Source organism: Pseudomonas sp. UBA6699 (assembly GCF_002454615.1).
GTDB classification, from domain to species: domain Bacteria; phylum Pseudomonadota; class Gammaproteobacteria; order Pseudomonadales; family Pseudomonadaceae; genus Aquipseudomonas; species Aquipseudomonas juntendi.
The window spans coordinates 13,027-30,637 of sequence record NZ_DKJF01000084.1 but is presented as its reverse complement, the minus strand read 5'-3'; the positions used below and the strand labels follow the sequence as shown (position 1 = coordinate 30,637).

Genomic DNA, 17,611 nt, shown 5'->3' with positions numbered 1-17,611 from the left:
AGACCAGATACCGCTGGTTGATTGAAGCAGCCTTGAAAACAAAGCCACTTCAAAAGTGGCGGACTCAGCAGGATTCGAACCTGCGACCGCTCGGTTCGTAGCCGAGTACTCTATCCAGCTGAGCTATGAGTCCGTGTCTTGCCGCGCATTATAGGTCGCTGGAACATTTTTGCAAGAACGTTTTCGTTTAAAATCAACTACTTAGCGTTCCTACCCGTTACAGCGCCCTACGCAAATAATGGCGGTGAAGGGGGGATTCGAACCCCCGATACCCTTATGAGGTATACTCCCTTAGCAGGGGAGCGCCTTCGGCCACTCGGCCACCTCACCGCAACACGAGGCGAATATTAAAGAACCTCTTTCACCTTTGCAACCCTTTTTTTGAAAAAAACTTCAAAAAAATTAAAGGCTTGGCTCTTCATCCTTCTCTTTCTTGATCCGCAGGTAGATTTCCTCGCGGTGAACAGCCACTTCCTTCGGCGCGCTAACGCCTATACGTACCTGGTTGCCCTTCACGCCGAGCACCGTCACGGTAATCTCGCCGTCTCCAATGATCAGGCTCTCGGCGCACCGACGAGTCAGAATCAACATAGCTTTCTCCTTACGCAAAACATTCAGGGGTAACAGTCTTGGGGTCAGGGCCGGCCGCGGACGACGACCAGCCCGGTCGCACGCTGCACAGGGCAGGACAGGGCCTGCGCAGCGAGCAGAAACACGAAGGGCGCGGCTGGTGCCGCGCCCTTGCAGTGCAGCGCCTTACTCGCCCTGTCGGGCAGGGGCGTCAAGCTCGAACGCGGTGTGCAGCGCGCGTACGGCCAGCTCCAGGTACTTTTCTTCGATCACGACCGAAACCTTGATCTCGGAGGTGGAGATCATCTGGATGTTGATGCTCTCCTTGGCCAGCGCCTCGAACATGCGGCTGGCAACCCCGGCGTGCGAGCGCATGCCGACGCCAACGATGGAGACCTTGGCGATCTTGGTGTCGCCGATCACTTCGCGGGCACCGATTTCACGGGCGGTGTTTTCCAGCACGCTCTGCGCCTTCTCGTACTCGTTGCGGTGCACGGTGAAGGTGAAGTCGGTGGTGTTATCGTGGGCAACGTTCTGCACGATCATGTCCACTTCGATGTTCGAAGCACTGATCGGGCCGAGGATCTTGAAGGCCACGCCCGGGGTGTCCGGCACGCCGCGAATGGTCAGCTTGGCTTCATCACGGTTGAAGGCGATACCGGAAATGATCGGCTGTTCCATGGATTCCTCTTCATCAATGGTAATGAGGGTACCCGGACCCTCCTTGAAGCTGTGCAGCACGCGCAGCGGAACGTTGTACTTGCCGGCGAACTCCACCGAACGGATCTGCAGCACCTTGGAACCGAGGCTGGCCATTTCCAGCATCTCTTCGAAGGTGATTTTCTCCAGGCGACGGGCCTGCGGCACTACGCGCGGGTCGGTGGTGTAGACGCCATCCACATCGGTGTAGATCTGGCACTCGTCAGCTTTCAGCGCTGCCGCCAGGGCCACGCCGGTGGTGTCGGAGCCGCCGCGACCGAGGGTGGTGATGCTGCCGTGCTCGTCGACCCCCTGGAAGCCCGCAACCACGACCACGCGGCCTTCCTTGAGGTCGGCACGAATCTTGTGGTCGTCGATTTGCAGGATGCGCGCCTTGTTGTGCGCGCTGTCAGTGAGAATGCGCACCTGGTTGCCGGTGTAGGACACCGCTGGCACACCACGCTTGATCAAGGCCATGGTCAGCAAGGCAATGGTCACCTGCTCACCGGTCGACACGATCACGTCCAGTTCACGCGGAACCGGCTGATCGGTGATCTGCTTGGCCAGGTCGATCAGGCGATTGGTTTCACCGCTCATGGCCGACAGCACGACGACCAGGTCGTCGCCCGCTTCACGGTGTTTCTTGACCTTATCGGCTACCTGCTCGATCCGCTCGATGGAACCGACAGAGGTGCCGCCAAATTTCTGTACGATCAACGCCATTTCAATGGTGCCTCAGCCCATACAGGGCCCCAAAAAACAATCCAACATGAAGGGGTGGCGGAAGTGGCCGGTGACGCTGCTGCCTGCCCCCGGGTGCGGCACCCGGGGGCTTGGCACCCGCCACTGAACCGCCTACCCCTTCATCTCAAAGTCCCTGCTCTGCGAATGGCACGGCCAGCGCCAGGGCCTTGTCCAGCGCAGCAACGTCGACGCCACCGCCCTGGGCCATGTCCGGACGGCCACCGCCCTTGCCACCCACCGCCGCAGCGGCTTGCTTCATCAGATCGCCAGCCTTGAGTTGGCTGGAGAGGTCCTTGGTCACGCCGGCCACCAACACGACCTTGCCCTCATGCTCGCTGCCCAGCAGGATCACTGCGTGGCCGAGCTTGTTCTTCAACTGATCGACCAGGGCCAGCAGGGCCTTGCCATCCTGCCCATCCAGGCGGGCGGCGAGGACCTTGGCACCCTTGACCTCAACAGCCGCGTTGGAGAGATCGTCCCCTGCGGCGCTGGCGGCCTTGGCCTGCAGCTGTTCCAGCTGCTTCTCCAGCTGACGGTTGCGCTCAAGCACAGCCGACAACTTGTCGATCAGGTTGTCACGGTTACCCTTGACCAGTTGCGCGGCTTCCTTGACCTGCTCTTCGGCAGCATTCAGGTAGGCCAGCGCAGCGGCGCCGGTGACTGCTTCGATACGGCGTACGCCAGAGGCCACGCCGCCTTCGCTGATGATCTTGAACAGGCTGATGTCACCGGTACGCTTGGCGTGGATACCGCCACACAGCTCTACCGAGAAATCGCCACCCATGGTCAGCACGCGCACGGTATCGCCGTATTTCTCACCGAACAGCGCCATGGCACCTTTGGCCTTGGCGGTTTCGATGTCGGTCAGTTCGGTCTCGACCGGGGTGTTCTTGCGCACTTCGCGGTTGACGATGTCTTCCAGCTGCTTGAGCTGCTCCGGCTTCACCGCTTCGAAGTGGCTGAAGTCGAAACGCAGGCGCTGGCTGTCGACCAGCGAGCCCTTCTGTTGCACGTGCTCGCCCAGCACCTGACGCAACGCTTCGTGCAGCAGGTGGGTAGCCGAGTGGTTCAGCGAGGTGGCGTGCTGAACGTCTGCATCGACCTTGGCCTCCACCGGCGCACCGATCAGCAGCGCACCGCTGGTGACCACACCGTGGTGCAGGAAGGCCCCGCCGGTCTTGGTGGTATCGCGTACGTCGAAGCGTGCAGCACCCGCCTGCAGGTACCCGCTGTCACCCACCTGGCCGCCGGACTCGGCGTAGAACGGCGTGCGGTCGAGCACCACTACGCCCTGCTCGCCCACCCCCAGCTGGTCGACCGATTGGCCGTCCTTGTACAGGGCGATGATCTTGCCCTGGCCTTCGGTTGCGTCGTAACCGAGGAACTCGGTGGCGCTGTCGACCTTGACCAGGCTGTTGTAGTCCATGCCGAAGGCGCTGGCAGAACGGGCGCGCTCACGCTGGGCGTCCATTTCGCGTTCGAAGCCGGCTTCGTCGATGGTCAACTCGCGCTCACGGGCAATGTCGGCCGTCAGGTCCATCGGGAAACCGTAGGTGTCATACAGCTTGAACACCACATCGCCGGGTACCACGGCGCCTTGCAACTGGGCCAGATCTTGCTCGAGGATGCGCAGGCCCTGCTCCAGGGTCTTGGCGAACTGCTCTTCTTCGGCCTTGAGCACGCGCTCGATGTGCGCTTGCTGGCTGGTCAGCTCGGGGAAGGCTTCGCCCATTTCGGCCACCAGGGCAGCAACGATCTGGTAGAAGAAGCTGCCCTTGGCGCCCAGCTTGTTACCGTGGCGGCAAGCGCGGCGGATGATGCGGCGCAGTACATAGCCACGGCCTTCGTTGGATGGCAGCACGCCGTCGGCAATCAGGAAGCCGCAGGAGCGGATGTGGTCGGCCACCACTTTCAGCGAAGCCTGGCCGTCATTGCTGCAACCGATGGCCTTGGCCGCCGCTGCCAGCAGGTTCTGGAACAGGTCGATCTCGTAGTTGGAGTGCACGTGCTGCAGCACGGCGCTGACACGCTCCAGGCCCATGCCGGTGTCCACCGACGGCGCTGGCAGTGGGTGCAGCACGCCATCGGCAGTGCGGTTGAACTGCATGAAGACGTTGTTCCAGATCTCGATGTAGCGGTCACCGTCTTCTTCCGGCGAACCGGGCGGGCCACCCCAGATGTCCGGGCCGTGGTCGTAGAAGATCTCGGTGCATGGGCCGCACGGGCCAGTATCGCCCATGGTCCAGAAGTTGTCGGATGCGTAGGGGGCGCCCTTGTTGTCACCGATGCGCACCATGCGCTCGGCAGGCACGCCGACTTCCTTGGTCCAGATGTCGTAGGCTTCGTCGTCGGTGGCGTAGACCGTGACCCAGAGCTTTTCCTTGGGCAGGTTCAGCCATTTTTCCGAGGTCAGGAAGGTCCAGGCGAAGGTGATGGCGTCGCGCTTGAAGTAGTCGCCGAAGCTGAAGTTGCCCAGCATTTCGAAGAACGTGTGGTGACGCGCGGTGTAACCGACGTTTTCCAGATCGTTGTGCTTGCCGCCCGCGCGCACGCACTTCTGGCTGCTGACCGCACGGGTATAGGCACGCTTCTCGGCACCGAGGAAGCAGTCCTTGAACTGGTTCATGCCTGCGTTGGTGAACAGCAGGGTGGGGTCGTTGTTCGGGATCAGCGAACTGGAGGCAACTCGGGTATGGCCCTGCTCTTCGAAGAAGCGAAGGAAGGCTTCACGGATTTCTGCGCTTTTCATAGGTTCTTCCACGGAAACGGCGGCCGTTTGGGCTAATACGTCGAATCGACGAAACGACGGCAAAGGGCGCCATTATAGCCAGCCTGAACAGGAGATACAGTGTGTTTGTACACCAGAACGGCATTGCGCGGATGAAATGCCGTTCATCGACACTGTCAAGGTCGCCTGGCAGCGCTGCACGGCCACGCTGGCGGTACATAAGCAACACCTGGGCACCCAGCCCAAAGGGGATGCTGCGCCTTTCTTCTCGATACCGGAATGCGCGATGCCTGAGCTGAACCTGTCCAAACTGCACTCGGACCCACACCCGCTCCCCCACCCTACGCCATTGATCAATGCCAGCCCCGTCTATTACCTCGACGATCGGCAGGCTGGCAGCCACCACACCGCATTCATCAACAAGGACCACCCCCAGCAGCAGACAGAGGTGAAGTACATACAGGCTGATGGCAATGTGCGTATCACCCTGGAACGCGCCTATGCGCTGGGGCGACGCTACCGTCGCCTGGCGCCCAGCACCGAGCTGCTGGTGTTCAATGTCGCCCCGCGCGCCACAGGTTCGGACGCACGGCAAAAACGCGTGCAGATCGCGACCCACGACTGCTTGCTGGAAGTCACGGTCAACGGCGCGGTATTCATGGTCGCCCAGCATACCGCCGAAGCCATTGCCATTCGCCTGACCGACGGCGGACACCAGGTGGTCATTACCGGGCAGGTCCGCAAGCCGGTACTGATCGACATGATCGGCAGCGGCAACAGCATCGAGACAGGGGCCGGCATGGTGCACATTGATGCGCACACCGGCACGCACCAGGTAGTCGTCGGTAGCGGCCCTGTCCTGATCGACAAAGGCGATGCGGTGGTCAATGTCACCGGCCACTGCCTGCTTGGCCAGGCCAATTCCAGCACCGTGCTCTACCGCAACACGGCGTACGATGCGCACCTGGCCCAGCCTGTAGCGGCCGAGCATCAGGCGCTAGGCCGCATCGGTGTGCAAGTGACGGGTGATGAGGCGTTCCGCCAGGCGGTAGAGGATGCGCTGGTGCTGATGCGCAAATTGCCGTGCGGCCAAGCACTGCTGGCAGGCCTGGACAACAAGGCCGGGCATACCGGAAAACCGATCAGGGTGAGCGAAGCGGCCAGGCAACAGTTCACTTGCTACACGCCCAGCGATGACGAGCAGGACGAAGACGAAGGCCACTTCATCATCAACGAAAACCAGAGCAGCTGGGGCTACAGCGGTGGCATGCTGGCCTACAACCCGAACTGGTCGACGGCAACCCAATTGCCGCTGCTGGACCTGTACCGCTGCCTGTGCCAGGGCTGGAATTCCATGACCGGCACCGTGTTCCCAGGCCAGACAGAGGTTCAGGGCACTTACGGCGCCTACCCGGTAGACAACCTGTTACTGCAAAGCATCGGCTTGCCCACCGACTGCAGATTCAACTTTGGGGGCGCTACTGCGCTTAACACCAACCCCGCCGCTTTCACTGAAAACGGATTACGCCAGGCACTGCAACTGGAACTGCGCACGCAACTGTAAGCAACGCCTCAGCTCAACCGCTGCCCTGCATCGGGCACGATCAGAAGCCCTGCCCTGAGGCCATTCTTGACCTTGGGGTTGGGGAAGATGATGCGCGCGCCCTCTTCCTCGACCACCCAACGCATCTCGGCCAGGTCTTCAGCCAGCAGGTAACCTTTGCTCAGTTCGGAAAAATTCTCGATATCCGCCGGCAGGTGCAGGTGAAAGCTGTCGCTGTGCTTGATGATTTCGCGGGAGACACTGAACAGCTGCAGGCCTTCCAGCGAGTCTTCGTCTTCGGGTTCTTCAGCCGTGATGATCCTGATCAGGCGGTCTTCGAGCTTGTCGAGGTTGACTTGCTCGTTCTGGCCGAACGGGCGGGCCTTGCCCAGCTCCAGGGTGAACGCTTCAGCCTCCAGCTGTTCGTAGGTAAAGGCGCTGAAGGTGATGGAAGGCTTGCTTTGCAGCAATACCGCCTGCATGCCCGCCGCTGCCAGGCGTGCCAGTTGGCGACGAGAGTGCTGGCGCCCCTCTTTATAGGGGTACAAGGCAAACTGCTCGATCTTCGAACCGCGGATGGCAGTATGCAGATCGTAATGCAGGCGGCTGCGCCCCGGCTTGCTGAAGAACACCCGGGCGAACTGCTCGAGCTCGGCCGCACGCAACGCCTCGAAACCGCTGGACAGCTCGTGGCGCCCGTTGAACAGGCGGTTGATGTCCTGTTCGATGAAACGCTCACCCTTGCGCATCGCCACCGGGTTGCCGAACAGGAACAACACCCGCGCCTTGGGCTTGATCGACCCGTCGGCCACGCCATGCAGCAGCCGTTCGAGCAACTCGATCGGCGCTGTCTCGTTACCATGAATACCGGCAGACAACAGCAAGTCCAGGCCGCAATCCTCGCTGTCGGGCGGGCGCACTTCGAGCGCCCCCTCCCCTAGCCAGCGCAAACGCGTGCCCTTGGTGGTCACTTGGGTCTTCTCGGCCGGTTCGTGATCGGTGAGGGTCAGCTCAAGCAATTTACCAAGGGCGAGCATAGGAACTTCCTTAGTGGGTGTGGCCGCAGTCGGGGCCATGGACGTGATCGTCGTCTTCGCCAAGCTCTGCAGGTTCCATTTCCAGCTGCAGGCTGACCAGGTTGGTGGCCATGGGCCGCAGCAGCAGGTTGGCGTACTCGGCGTCGCCTTCCTCGACATCCACACCGATCAGCAGCTGGCCGCGGCCATCCTGCTGGATCCACACTTCCTTGCCTTGCCAAACCACGGCAAAACGGGTGCAGGAGGTTTCGAGCTGGGTGCCGTCTTCATCTTCGAGGATCAGGCGCAGGGCGTCGGTCATTACAATTCTCTCTTCAAGGTTGGCGTTGGAACGGGTACACCGAGCCCAACTTCAGAATCTGGGTCAATTCATCCAGTGCGGTACGGCACTCCACCAGCAGTTGCGGGTCGGCCAGGTCCGCCTCGACCAGGCGATCACGGTAGTGCTTGTCGACCCATTGCAGCAGGGTGTCGTACAGCGGGGCGGTCATGATAACGCCTTGGTTGACCGCCGCCAGTTCCGTTCCATTCAAGGCCACGCGCAAACGCAGGCAAGCCGGGCCACCGCCGTTCTGCATGCTCTGCTTGAGGTCGAACACCTTGACCTCCTTCACCGGGCCGCCCTGGCGGGTCAACTGCCCAAGGTACGCCCAGACGCGTTCATTGTTGCGGCACTCTTCCGGCACCACCAGCAGCATGGAGCCGTCGTCACGGCTGAGCAACTGGCTGTTGAACAGGTAGGAACGCACTGCATCCTCTACCGCCACTGCCGAGCGCGGCACGCAGATGGCCTGGAAACGGCCGCCCTTGCTGGCCAGTTTAGCGCGCAACTGGCCCAATACCGTGTCAGTCTCGAGGAAAGCGTCCTCGTGGTAGAACAGCACCTCGCCATTGCCCACCGCAATCACGTCATTGTGGAACACGCCCTGGTCGATCACCGCCGGGTTCTGTTGAGCGTAGACCACCCCGTCCTCATGCAGGCCATGCAAACGGGCCACGGCCTGCGAGGCCTCCAGGGTCTGCCGGGCGGGGTATTTCTGCGGTGCCGGGTAACGGCTGTCGAATGCACTGCGGCCGTAGACGAAGAACTCCACGCCAGCCTCCCCATAGGCGCGGCAGAAGCGCGTATGGTTGGCAGCGCCCTCGTCACCGAACTGCGCCACGGCAGGCAACGCCGGGTGGTGGGCGAAGCGTTGCTCGTCGTTGAACATCGCGGCCAGCACGCGACTGGTGGTCGGGTGCTCGATGCTGCGGTGGTATTTGCAATTGAGGTTGGCGGCAGTGAAGTGCACGCGGCCATCGGCGGTGTCGGCACTGGGGCTGACCGTGGCAGCGTTGGCCACCCACATGCTCGAAGCCGAACAGGTGGCCACCAGCAACGGCATGGCCTCTTTGGCAGCGCGCTGGATCACGTCGGCATCGCTGCCGCTGAAGCCCAGACGGCGGAGCGCGGCCACATCCGGGCGCTCCTGCGGCGCCAGCACGCCCTGCTTGAAGCCCATGTCGGCCAATGCCTTCATCTTCGCCAGGCCCTGGCGTGCAGCTTCCCGCGGGCTGGAGCCTTGCTGGCTGTTGCTTTGCGAAGCCACGTTACCGTAGGACAGGCCGCCGTAGTTGTGGGTAGGCCCCACCAGGCCATCAAAATTCACTTCATAGGATTTCATCGGCAAGGCTCCGTGACCTGTTGTTATAGGGTGACGCCCGGCGTAAGGGTGGCCGGCAAGGCAAGGCTGGCAGTCTCCAGCGAAGCCACGGGGTAAGCGCAGTAGTCGGCCGCGTAATAGGCACTGGCGCGATGGTTGCCACTGGCACCGACGCCACCGAAGGGTGCGCTGCTGGCTGCACCGGTCAGTTGCTTGTTCCAGTTGACGATGCCGGCGCGGCTGCGCAGCCAGAAATGCTGGTAGCGGGCGCGCGAATCGGACAGCAAGCCGGCAGCCAGGCCGTACTGGGTGTTGTTGGCTTCATCGATGGCCGCATCGAAATCGGCATAGCGGACCACTTGCAGCAGCGGCCCGAAGAACTCTTCATCCGGGCGCTGTGCCACGGCGCTGACATCGATGATGCCAGGGGTAAGCAATGCGGCATCGGCTTGCGGCTGCGTCATTTCCAGCAGTTTCACCCCACCCTTGGCGGCCAGTTCAGCCTGGGCAGCCAGCAGCGCCTGCGCGGCCTGCAGCGAAATCACCGAGCCCATGAACGGTGCCGGCTGTTCATCGAACGCCCCCACCGTGATGGTTCTGCACACCTCGACCAGGCGCGCGAGCAGCGCATCGCCCCAGGCACCCTGGGGCACCAGCAGGCGACGTGCGCAGGTGCAGCGCTGGCCGGCGGAAATGAACGCCGACTGAATGATGGTGTAAACCGCAGCGTCGAGGTCCTTGACCTCGTCTACCAGCAATGGGTTGTTGCCACCCATTTCCAGCGCCAGGATCTTGTCCGGGCGCCCGGCAAACTGCTGGTGCAACAGGTTGCCAGTGCGGCTGGAACCGGTGAAGAACACGCCATCGATACCTGGGTCGCCAGCCAGTGCCACACCGGTTTCACGCCCGCCCTGAACCAGGTTCAGCACACCCGCCGGCAGGCCGGCGGCGATCCAGCAGTGCACTGTCAGTTCCGCCACCTTGGGGGTCAGCTCACTCGGTTTGAACACCACGCAGTTGCCCGCCAGCAGCGCCGGAACGATATGCCCGTTCGGCAGGTGGCCAGGGAAGTTGTAAGGGCCGAACACCGCGACCACACCATGGGGCTTGTGCCGCAGCACTGCCGTGGCATCGGCCAGCGGGCCGCTCTTTTCACCGGTGCGCTCACGGTAACTTTGTATGGAAATGGCCACCTTGTTGACCATGCTGGTCACTTCGGTGGCCGATTCCCACAGCGGCTTGCCGGTTTCCTCGCCAATGCACTGGGCCATGGCTTCGGCATGCGCCTTCAACTGTGCGGCAAACTGCTCCAGCACACCGATGCGCGCGTCCAGGCTCAGTTGCGCCCAGGCTGGGAACGCCTGGCGCGCAGCCTTTACGGCGGCGCCGACCTGGCTGGCGTCGGCGCCCTGCCCCTGCCAGATCACGACCTGGGTGACCGGGTTCAGCGATTGCAGGGGCTCGCCCTGGCCGGCCTGCCAATTGCCGGCGATGTAGTGCGTGGTCATTTATTGGCCCTCCCGGCTCGCCGACATGGGCACAGCGCGCACATTGTCGCCAGCGCCCATGCGCAGGCGTTTGGCGGTCAGCGGGTCGACCACCAGGGTTCCGGCGGCCAGACGCGCAGGTGCAGCGGTGATACGGCAGTCGTCGCGCTTGCGGTTGTGGATGATGTAGGGGGTGGCGTCATCGCCCGGCGTGCCAACCGCCAGCACCAGCGTCTGGCTGTCGCGCACGGCGCGGATCCTGCCGGTGTCACACTCGATGGCGGGGCCGGCGTCGAAAATGTCGACATAGCCCTGGTAAGTGAAACCTTCCTGCTTGAGCATGGCCAGTGCCGGCTCGGTGTCCTTGTGCACACGGCCGATCACGTTGCGCGCCGCGTCTGACAGGAAGCAGGTGTACAGCGGGAACTTCGGCATCAGCTCGGCGATGAACGACTTGTTGCCCACGCCGGTCAGGTAGTCCGCCTGGCTGAACTCCATCTTGAAGAAGTGCCGGCCCAGGCTTTCCCAGAACGGCGAACGCCCCTGCTCATCCGACATGCCGCGCATTTCGGCGATGATCTTCTTGCCGAACAACTCGGGGAACTCGGCAATGAACAGCATGCGCGCCCGCGACAGCAAGCGGCCGTTGAGCCCGGCACGGTAGTCGCTGCGCAGGAACAGCGAGCACAGCTCGGAGTTGCCGGTCAGGTCGTTGGCCAGAAACAGCGTAGGGATTTCGCGGTAGATCTTCAGCTCCTGCGAGGCACTGACGGTCAGGCCGACCCGGTAGTTGTACCAAGGCTCGCGCAAGCCAACGGCACCGGCGATGGCACTGATGCCTACCACCAGGCCTTCGTCGTTTTCCAGCACGAACAGGTAGTCGGTGTCGCCGCGCTCAGCCTCGCCCCGAAAGCTCTTTTCCGCCCAACCTACGCGATGCTCCAGGCGCTCTTCGTTGGCCGGCAGCGTGGTCAGCCCGGTGGTGCCGGTGCTGCGTGCCAATTCGATCAACGCAGGCAAATCGCTGCTGCGTACAGGACGAACGATCATGCTATCTCCTTGTGCGGCGGCATGGGCCGGCGCGAAACTCTGCTAACGCATCAATCCCGAAACGCCTGTTGCCAGGCCTCAGGCCGCCACCAGGCGCACGCTGGCGCCCTCGCCTACGCCCAGCGCCTCGGCTGCTGCAACGCTCAGGCTGACCGGCTTGCCGGGCACCCAATCCAGCTCCAGCAGCACTGCCCGGTAGTCCTGCAACAGGCCGTTGCACACCAGGTACGGGCGCCCGCCCTTGGTTGGCACGTCGTCGATTTTCACTGGGGCCACCCGGCTCTGGGCGATCGAGCGGATGCCCGAGGTACGCGCATGCAGGGTTGGGCCGCCGTCGAATATGTCGATGTAGTGCTCGGTCTCGAAGCCCTCACGCATGAGGATGTCGAAGGTGATCTGCGCCCGCGGGTGCACCTGGCCCATGGCTTCCTGCGCCAGGTCTGGCAGCAGCGGCACGTAGATCGGGTAGTGCGGCATGAGTTCGGCGAGAAAGGTGCGGCTCTTCAGGCCGCACAGGCGCTCGGCATCGGCATAGTTGAGGTCGAAGAAATTGCGCCCAATGGCGTCCCAGAACGGCGATTCGCCCTTTTCGTCGCTGTAACCGACGATCTCGGTCACCACCGAGTCAGCGAAGCGTTCCGGGTGCGCAGCCATGAACAGCAGGCGGCCGCGGGAATTGAGTTCGGCCCAGCCGCTGTTCACCAGCTCTGGCAACACGTAGAAACTGGTCAGCAGGCTGTTGCCGGTCAGATCATGGCACAGCGAGAGCACGTGGATCTTGTTGTGGATCTTCAGCTCGCGCGAGGCGTGCACGAAGGTCTCGTTGCGAAAACTGTAGAACGGCTCGGAATAGCCAGCCGAGGCCACGATGGCCGAGCAGCCGGCGAGCTTGCCGGTTTCGCTGTCTTCGAGCACGAAGAAGTAGCTTTCCTCGCCATTGAAGCTGACCTCCGCGGCAAAGGACGTCTCGGAGGCGGCAATCTTGTCGCCCAGGCGAGCAGAGTCGTCCGGCAGCGAGGTGACACCAATGGGGCTGTCGGCAGCCATGCGCTGCACTTCGTTCAGGTCAGCCATTTGCGCGGGGCGCATCACCAGCATGGTGTCACTCCTTTGGAATACGGGCCGCTCATGGCGGCACGGAAAAACGGCAGGCGCATGGGCACCTGCTGTGGAATCGCAAATCGCCGGCCTGGTACAACCTTGGCTGCGGCCGGCGAAGGGACCGCAGGCGGATCAGCCTTGGGTCAGCGTGGCTACGGCGCGCTCGAAGCGGTCCAGGCCTGCATCGATATCGGCGTCTTCAACCACCAGGCTTGGCGCGAAGCGGACCACATCCGGACCGGCCTGCAGCACCATCACGCCTTCTTTCTCGGCGGCATTGAGTACGTCCTTGGCCTTGCCTTGCCAGGCCTCGGCCAACACGCAACCCAGCAGCAGGCCAACACCACGCACCTGGCTGAACAGGTTGTATTTCTGCCCGATCTGCTCCAGGCGGGCCTTGAACCGCGCGTGCTTGGCCTTGATGCCGGCCAGGGTTTCCGGGGTGTTGACCACGTCCAGCACCGCGCAGGCAACCGCGCAGCCCAGCGGGTTGCCGCCGTAGGTGGTGCCGTGGGTGCCCACAGCCAGGTGCTTGGCCAGCTCGGTGGTGGTCAGCATGGCGCCGATCGGGAAGCCACCGCCCAGGCTCTTGGCGCTGGTGAGGATATCCGGGGTCACGCCGTAGTGCTGGTAGGCATACAGCGAGCCGGTGCGGCCCACACCCGTCTGCACTTCATCGAAGATCAGCAGGGCATTGTGCTCGTCACACAGCTTGCGAGCGCCTTCCAGGTAAGCCTTGTCGGCCGGCACCACGCCGCTCTCACCCTGGATCGGCTCGATCACAACGGCGCACGTCTTGTCGGAAATCTGTGCCTTCAACGCTTCCAGGTCGTTGTACGGCACGTGGCTGATGCCGGTGATCTTCGGGCCGAAGCCATCGGAGTACTTCGGCTGGCCGCCGACGCTGACGGTAAACAGGGTACGACCGTGGAAACTGTTCACGGTGGCGATGATTTCGTGCTTTTCAGGGCCGAAGCGGTCATGGGCAACCCGGCGGGCCAGCTTGAAGGCAGCCTCGTTGGCCTCGGCGCCGGAGTTGCAGAAGAACGCACGGTCGGCAAAGGTGGCGCTTACCAGCTTGTGGGCCAGGCGCAGTGCCGGTTCGTTGGTGAATACGTTGGAGACGTGCCAGAGGGTGTTGGCCTGCTCGGTCAGGGCCTTGACCAGCGCCGGGTGGCAGTGGCCCAGGGCGTTTACCGCGATGCCGCCGGCAAAGTCGATCAACTCGCGACCGGACTGGTCCCAGACACGGGAACCCTCGCCTCGCACAGGAATGAAGGCCGCCGGAGAATAGTTGGGGACCATGACCTGGTCGAAATCGGCACGTTGCACCGGGGCTTGCTCAACGGACATCTGAGTCTCCTGAAGAGGAACGCTGGCCTGGAAGTGGCGAGCGATGGGGGGGATTGTAAGGACTGATCTGCGCCTGTCCTTGCGGCCAAGCGACAACTTGTTACAGCGCAAAACCCAGTTTTAGCAAGGTTTTCGGCAATGCGACAAACACTGTCGCAATCGCGCAGTGTACGGGAGAGAGGGGGCTGGGTGAACGGGTGTTCACCTGGAGATGAAGGAGTAGAAGGTGCAAGCCGATATTTTTATGCCGTAGCGGGTAAGAGGCGTTGGTATCGCGCCGTGGCGGGTGCATGACGTTGTTCTAGTAGCGCGGCGCACGATATCCGCCCCACCATCACCCTCAAGGCATACACCCCGGCCCCAACCGAGCTATCAACCCTTTTCAGCCGGCGCCGAACTCAACTCGAACGGGCTGCTGCTACGCCGCTGGTTACGGTCTTCCCGCGGCGTAGCACCAAAGAAATTGCGGTACGCACTGGAAAAATGCGGCCCCGACGAGAAACCACAGGAAAGCCCGATCTGGATGATCGATTTGCTGGTCTGCATCAGCATCTGCCGCGCCTTGTTCAGCCGCAGCTCCAGGTAGTACTGGCTCGGCACGCGGTTCAGGTACTGCTTGAAAATGCGTTCCAACTGCCGGCGCGAGACGCATACGTGCTGGGCAATTTCGTCGGTGGTCAGCGGTTCTTCGATATTGGCTTCCATCAGCAACACCGCCTGGGTCAGCTTGGGGTGGCTGGAGCCGAGACGATTCTGCAGCGGAATACGTTGGCGCTCGCCCCCCTCGCGGATACGCTCGACCACCAGTTCCTCCGACACCGCACCGGCAAGCTCGGCGCCGTGATCGCGGGCCAGCACCGCCAGCAGCAGGTCGGTAACGGCCATGCCGCCGCACGCCGTGAGGCGGTCACGATCCCAGTCAAACAGGTGGCTGGTGGCGATGACCCTGGGGAAGCGCTCGGCAAAATCATCCTGCCAACGCCAGTGCACGGCAGCCCGGTAACCATCGAGCAAACCCAGCATCGCCAGCGGATACACACCGGCTGCAAGCCCCCCGATCATGCAGCCGCTGCGCGCCAGCTGCTTGAGCGCGGCCGACAACGCAGCCCCTACCGCCACGGGTGGCTCGTCTGCCAGCAGGAACAGCTTGTGACAACCTTCCAGGCCACCGTTCCAGGGCTCGCCTGGCAGGCGCCAGGCACCTTCCGGCGCAGGCTCGGCCTGCAGGAACGACAGTTCGTAGACCACGTCCGGATGCACCCGCTGCGCCACCTGCAACACTTCCTCGGCCAGCGCCAGGGTCAAGGGCCTGGTGCTGGGCCAGATGAGAAAACCGATTCGCTGGGTGGTCATAAGGTACGGTCCGAAACCTGAGGTCGTTCGAGTCTGTGCGCCGGGTCAGGCCGCGCTTGCCGCGCAGCATGCCCTATTCTGGTGCAAAAATGCAGCTTTTACTTCAGGCTGCCGGAGAGGAACTGCTTCAGGCGTTCCGACTGCGGGTTGGCCAGCACTTCACGCGGGCAGCCGGTCTCTTCCACCAGCCCCTTGTGCAAGAACACCAACTGGTTGGACACCTCGCGGGCAAAGCCCATTTCGTGGGTGACCACGACCATGGTCCGGCCTTCCTGGGCCAGCGCCTGCATGACCTTCAGCACATCGCCGACCAGCTCGGGGTCGAGTGCCGAAGTCGGCTCGTCGAACAGCATAACCTCCGGCTCCACAGCCAGGGCGCGGGCAATTGCCACACGTTGTTGCTCCCCGCCAGACATGTGCCCCGGGAAGGCGTTCTTGCGGTGGGCGACACCCACCTTGGCCAGGTAGTGCTCGGCCTTTTCCAGGGCTTCCTTGCGGTTCACGCCCAACACATGCACCGGCGCCTCGATGATGTTCTCCAGCGCGGTCATGTGCGACCACAGGTTGAAATGCTGAAACACCATCGACAGCCGCGAGCGCATGCGCTGCAACTGACGCGGGTCTGCGGCCTTCAGCGCGCCGTCCTTGCCAGCGACCAGCCTGAGCTCTTCGTTGTTGAGCAGGATCTTGCCGGCGTGCGGCTGCTCCAGCAGGTTGATGCAACGCAGGAAGGTCGACTTGCCCGAACCGCTGGAGCCGATGATGCTGATGACGTCGCCGGCCTTGGCCGCCAGCGACACGCCCTTGAGTACTTCATGGCTGCCGTAGCGCTTGTGCAGGTCTTGGACTTCGAGTTTGTACATGCTGTCGATTCTCACAAAGCGGTCAGTGCTTGCGTGGCGCCAGGTAGCCGAGCCAGCGGCGTTCGGCCATCTTGAACAGGCGCACCAGGATGAAGGTCAGGCACAGGTAGAACACGCCCGCCGTGATATAGGCCTCGAAAGGCAGGTAGTACTGCGCATTGACCGTGCGTGCGGCGCCGGTTATGTCGATCAGGGTGACGATCGACGCCAGGCTGGTGGTCTGCAGCATCATGATCACTTCGTTGCTGTACTGCGGCAGCGCCCGGCGCAGGGCCGAAGGCAGCAGGATGCGGCGGTACATCTTCATGCGTGACATGCCCATGGCCTTGGCCGCCTCGATCTCGCCATGCGGCGTGGCCTTGAGGCTGCCGGCGATGATTTCTGCGGTGTAGGCACTGGTGTTGATGCCGAACGCCAGGCACGCACAGAAGGTGGCGCTGGACAACAGCGGCCAGAAGACACTGTCGCGTACCGCTTCGAACTGGGCCAGGCCGTAGTAGATCAGAAACAGCTGCACCAGCATCGGCGTCCCGCGGATGACATAGGTATAGAGCCAGGCGGTGAAGTTGACCACCGGCTGCCGCGACACCCGCATCAAGCCCAACGGAATAGCCCCCAGCAAGCCGAAGAACAACGAAATGGCCAGCAGCTTGAGGGTGGTCAGCAGGCCGCCGAAGTACATCGGCAACGCCTCCCAGATGACGTTGTAGTCGAAGATCATAGTTCAGCCACCTTGACGCCCACCGAGTAGCGGCGCTCCAGAAACTTCAGGGCCAGCAGCGAAACACTGGTCAGCACCAGGTACAACGCGGCCACCGCCAGGAAGAAGGTGAACGGCTCGCGCGTGGCGTCGGCCGCCTGTTTGGCCTTGAACATCATGTCCTGCAGGCCGACCACCGAAATCAGCGCGGTGGCTTTGGTCAGCACCAGCCAGTTGTTGGTGAAACCAGGAATCGCCAGGCGGATCATTTGCGGAACCTGGATACGGAAGAACACCTGGCGCGCGCTCATGCCATAGGCGAACCCCGCCTCGGCCTGCCCCTTGGGAATGCCGAGGAAGGCGCCGCGGAAGGTTTCCGACAGGTAGGCACCGAAGATGAAGCCCAGGGTACCGATACCCGCGATCAGCGGGTTGAGGTCGATGTAGTCTTCGTAGCCGAGCAGCGGCGCCACCCGGTTGATGATGTCTTGCCCGCCGTAGAAGATCAGCAGGATCAGGACCAGGTCCGGAATGCCACGGATGACCGTGGAATACAGGTCGCCAAGCCAGGCCAGCCAGCGCACGGGCGACAAGCGCAGCGCCACACCGATCAGGCCGAGCACGATGGCCAGGGCCATCGACGACAGGGCAAGCTGCAGCGTCAGCCACGCCCCGTCGAGGATGACTGCCCCGTAGCCTTTCAACATGATGAGGTCCTCGACCTAGAGAATGAAAAATGG

General features: G+C 62.6%; 15 protein-coding genes and 2 tRNA genes. 1 reads left to right on the top strand and 16 read right to left on the bottom strand.

Annotation, left to right across the window (positions count from 1 at the left end; genetic code table 11):
• Positions 1-56: 56 nt before the first annotated feature.
• From B3361_RS16750 to alaS, 5 genes are all read right to left on the bottom strand, one after another.
• A tRNA-Arg gene (locus B3361_RS16750) sits at positions 57-133 on the bottom strand.
• A 106-nt stretch (positions 134-239) separates the two neighbouring features.
• Positions 240-330 (bottom strand) — tRNA-Ser (locus tag B3361_RS16745).
• Between the two features lie 72 nt (positions 331-402).
• Positions 403-591, bottom strand: a complete 189-nt coding sequence (gene csrA, locus B3361_RS16740; RefSeq protein WP_003254503.1) for a carbon storage regulator CsrA — start codon at positions 589-591, stop codon at positions 403-405.
• A 165-nt stretch (positions 592-756) separates the two neighbouring features.
• A complete protein-coding gene (locus tag B3361_RS16735; protein ID WP_009681473.1) occupies positions 757-1,992 on the bottom strand; it encodes an aspartate kinase in 1,236 nt (411 codons plus the stop codon).
• 145 nt (positions 1,993-2,137) lie between these two features.
• Positions 2,138-4,762: an alanine--tRNA ligase gene (alaS, locus tag B3361_RS16730; RefSeq protein ID WP_009681474.1), complete on the bottom strand. Its 2,625-nt coding sequence runs from the start codon at positions 4,760-4,762 to the stop codon at positions 2,138-2,140.
• A 136-nt stretch (positions 4,763-4,898) separates the two neighbouring features.
• On the opposite strand from alaS, the gene B3361_RS16725 reads away from it, so the two are divergent.
• Positions 4,899-6,305 carry a M91 family zinc metallopeptidase gene (locus tag B3361_RS16725; protein ID WP_225624699.1) on the top strand — a complete coding sequence of 469 codons (1,407 nt, stop codon included), beginning with the start codon at positions 4,899-4,901 and terminating at the stop codon, positions 6,303-6,305.
• Between the two features lie 8 nt (positions 6,306-6,313).
• Here B3361_RS16725 and astE read toward each other — a convergent pair whose 3' ends face one another.
• The 11 genes from astE to B3361_RS16670 form a co-directional block, all read right to left on the bottom strand.
• Entirely contained in the window at positions 6,314-7,321 is a 1,008-nt protein-coding gene (gene astE, locus B3361_RS16720; RefSeq protein WP_009681476.1) for a succinylglutamate desuccinylase, read from the bottom strand.
• Positions 7,322-7,331: 10 nt separating this feature from the next.
• The gene (locus tag B3361_RS16715) at positions 7,332-7,622 is read right to left on the bottom strand and encodes a hypothetical protein (RefSeq protein WP_009681477.1); all 291 of its coding nucleotides are present in this window, start codon (positions 7,620-7,622) and stop codon (positions 7,332-7,334) included.
• Positions 7,623-7,635: 13 nt separating this feature from the next.
• Positions 7,636-8,985 (bottom strand): N-succinylarginine dihydrolase, encoded by a 1,350-nt coding sequence (astB, locus tag B3361_RS16710; RefSeq protein ID WP_054904777.1) that lies wholly within the window; start codon positions 8,983-8,985, stop codon positions 7,636-7,638.
• A gap of 23 nt (positions 8,986-9,008) precedes the next feature.
• Positions 9,009-10,472: a succinylglutamate-semialdehyde dehydrogenase gene (gene astD / locus B3361_RS16705; protein ID WP_286920282.1), complete on the bottom strand. Its 1,464-nt coding sequence runs from the start codon at positions 10,470-10,472 to the stop codon at positions 9,009-9,011.
• Entirely contained in the window at positions 10,473-11,501 is a 1,029-nt protein-coding gene (astA, locus tag B3361_RS16700) for an arginine N-succinyltransferase (protein ID WP_054904775.1), read from the bottom strand. It lies immediately after the preceding gene.
• Positions 11,502-11,579: 78 nt separating this feature from the next.
• Complete coding sequence (gene aruF, locus B3361_RS16695) at positions 11,580-12,599, bottom strand: arginine/ornithine succinyltransferase subunit alpha (RefSeq protein WP_009681482.1); 1,020 nt, start codon at positions 12,597-12,599, stop codon at positions 11,580-11,582.
• A gap of 135 nt (positions 12,600-12,734) precedes the next feature.
• Positions 12,735-13,955, bottom strand: coding sequence for an aspartate aminotransferase family protein (locus B3361_RS16690; protein WP_054904774.1), 1,221 nt, complete (start codon positions 13,953-13,955; stop codon positions 12,735-12,737).
• 372 nt (positions 13,956-14,327) lie between these two features.
• Positions 14,328-15,308: a transcriptional regulator ArgR gene (argR, locus tag B3361_RS16685; RefSeq protein ID WP_009681484.1), complete on the bottom strand. Its 981-nt coding sequence runs from the start codon at positions 15,306-15,308 to the stop codon at positions 14,328-14,330.
• 98 nt (positions 15,309-15,406) lie between these two features.
• Complete coding sequence (locus B3361_RS16680; protein WP_054904773.1) at positions 15,407-16,171, bottom strand: ABC transporter ATP-binding protein; 765 nt, start codon at positions 16,169-16,171, stop codon at positions 15,407-15,409.
• Between the two features lie 22 nt (positions 16,172-16,193).
• Positions 16,194-16,892: an ABC transporter permease gene (locus B3361_RS16675; protein WP_029887202.1), complete on the bottom strand. Its 699-nt coding sequence runs from the start codon at positions 16,890-16,892 to the stop codon at positions 16,194-16,196.
• Positions 16,889-17,578 (bottom strand): ABC transporter permease, encoded by a 690-nt coding sequence (locus B3361_RS16670; RefSeq protein ID WP_054881940.1) that lies wholly within the window; start codon positions 17,576-17,578, stop codon positions 16,889-16,891. The genes B3361_RS16675 and B3361_RS16670 overlap by 4 nt, the downstream gene beginning before the upstream one ends.
• Positions 17,579-17,611 lie beyond the last annotated feature (33 nt).

Bases quoted from the DNA above. Each gene is read 5' to 3' on its own strand.
- csrA (WP_003254503.1), bottom strand. From the start codon at position 591: ATGTTGATTCTGACTCGTCGGTGCGCCGAGAGCCTGATCATTGGAGAC.
- B3361_RS16735 (WP_009681473.1), bottom strand. From the start codon at position 1,992: ATGGCGTTGATCGTACAGAAATTTGGCGGCACCTCTGTCGGTTCCATC.
- alaS (WP_009681474.1), bottom strand. From the start codon at position 4,762: ATGAAAAGCGCAGAAATCCGTGAAGCCTTCCTTCGCTTCTTCGAAGAG.
- B3361_RS16725 (WP_225624699.1), top strand. From the start codon at position 4,899: ATGCCGTTCATCGACACTGTCAAGGTCGCCTGGCAGCGCTGCACGGCC.
- astE (WP_009681476.1), bottom strand. From the start codon at position 7,321: ATGCTCGCCCTTGGTAAATTGCTTGAGCTGACCCTCACCGATCACGAA.
- B3361_RS16715 (WP_009681477.1), bottom strand. From the start codon at position 7,622: ATGACCGACGCCCTGCGCCTGATCCTCGAAGATGAAGACGGCACCCAG.
- astB (WP_054904777.1), bottom strand. From the start codon at position 8,985: ATGAAATCCTATGAAGTGAATTTTGATGGCCTGGTGGGGCCTACCCAC.
- astD (WP_286920282.1), bottom strand. From the start codon at position 10,472: ATGACCACGCACTACATCGCCGGCAATTGGCAGGCCGGCCAGGGCGAG.
- astA (WP_054904775.1), bottom strand. From the start codon at position 11,501: ATGATCGTTCGTCCTGTACGCAGCAGCGATTTGCCTGCGTTGATCGAA.
- aruF (WP_009681482.1), bottom strand. From the start codon at position 12,599: ATGCTGGTGATGCGCCCCGCGCAAATGGCTGACCTGAACGAAGTGCAG.
- B3361_RS16690 (WP_054904774.1), bottom strand. From the start codon at position 13,955: ATGTCCGTTGAGCAAGCCCCGGTGCAACGTGCCGATTTCGACCAGGTC.
- argR (WP_009681484.1), bottom strand. From the start codon at position 15,308: ATGACCACCCAGCGAATCGGTTTTCTCATCTGGCCCAGCACCAGGCCC.
- B3361_RS16680 (WP_054904773.1), bottom strand. From the start codon at position 16,171: ATGTACAAACTCGAAGTCCAAGACCTGCACAAGCGCTACGGCAGCCAT.
- B3361_RS16675 (WP_029887202.1), bottom strand. From the start codon at position 16,892: ATGATCTTCGACTACAACGTCATCTGGGAGGCGTTGCCGATGTACTTC.
- B3361_RS16670 (WP_054881940.1), bottom strand. From the start codon at position 17,578: ATGTTGAAAGGCTACGGGGCAGTCATCCTCGACGGGGCGTGGCTGACG.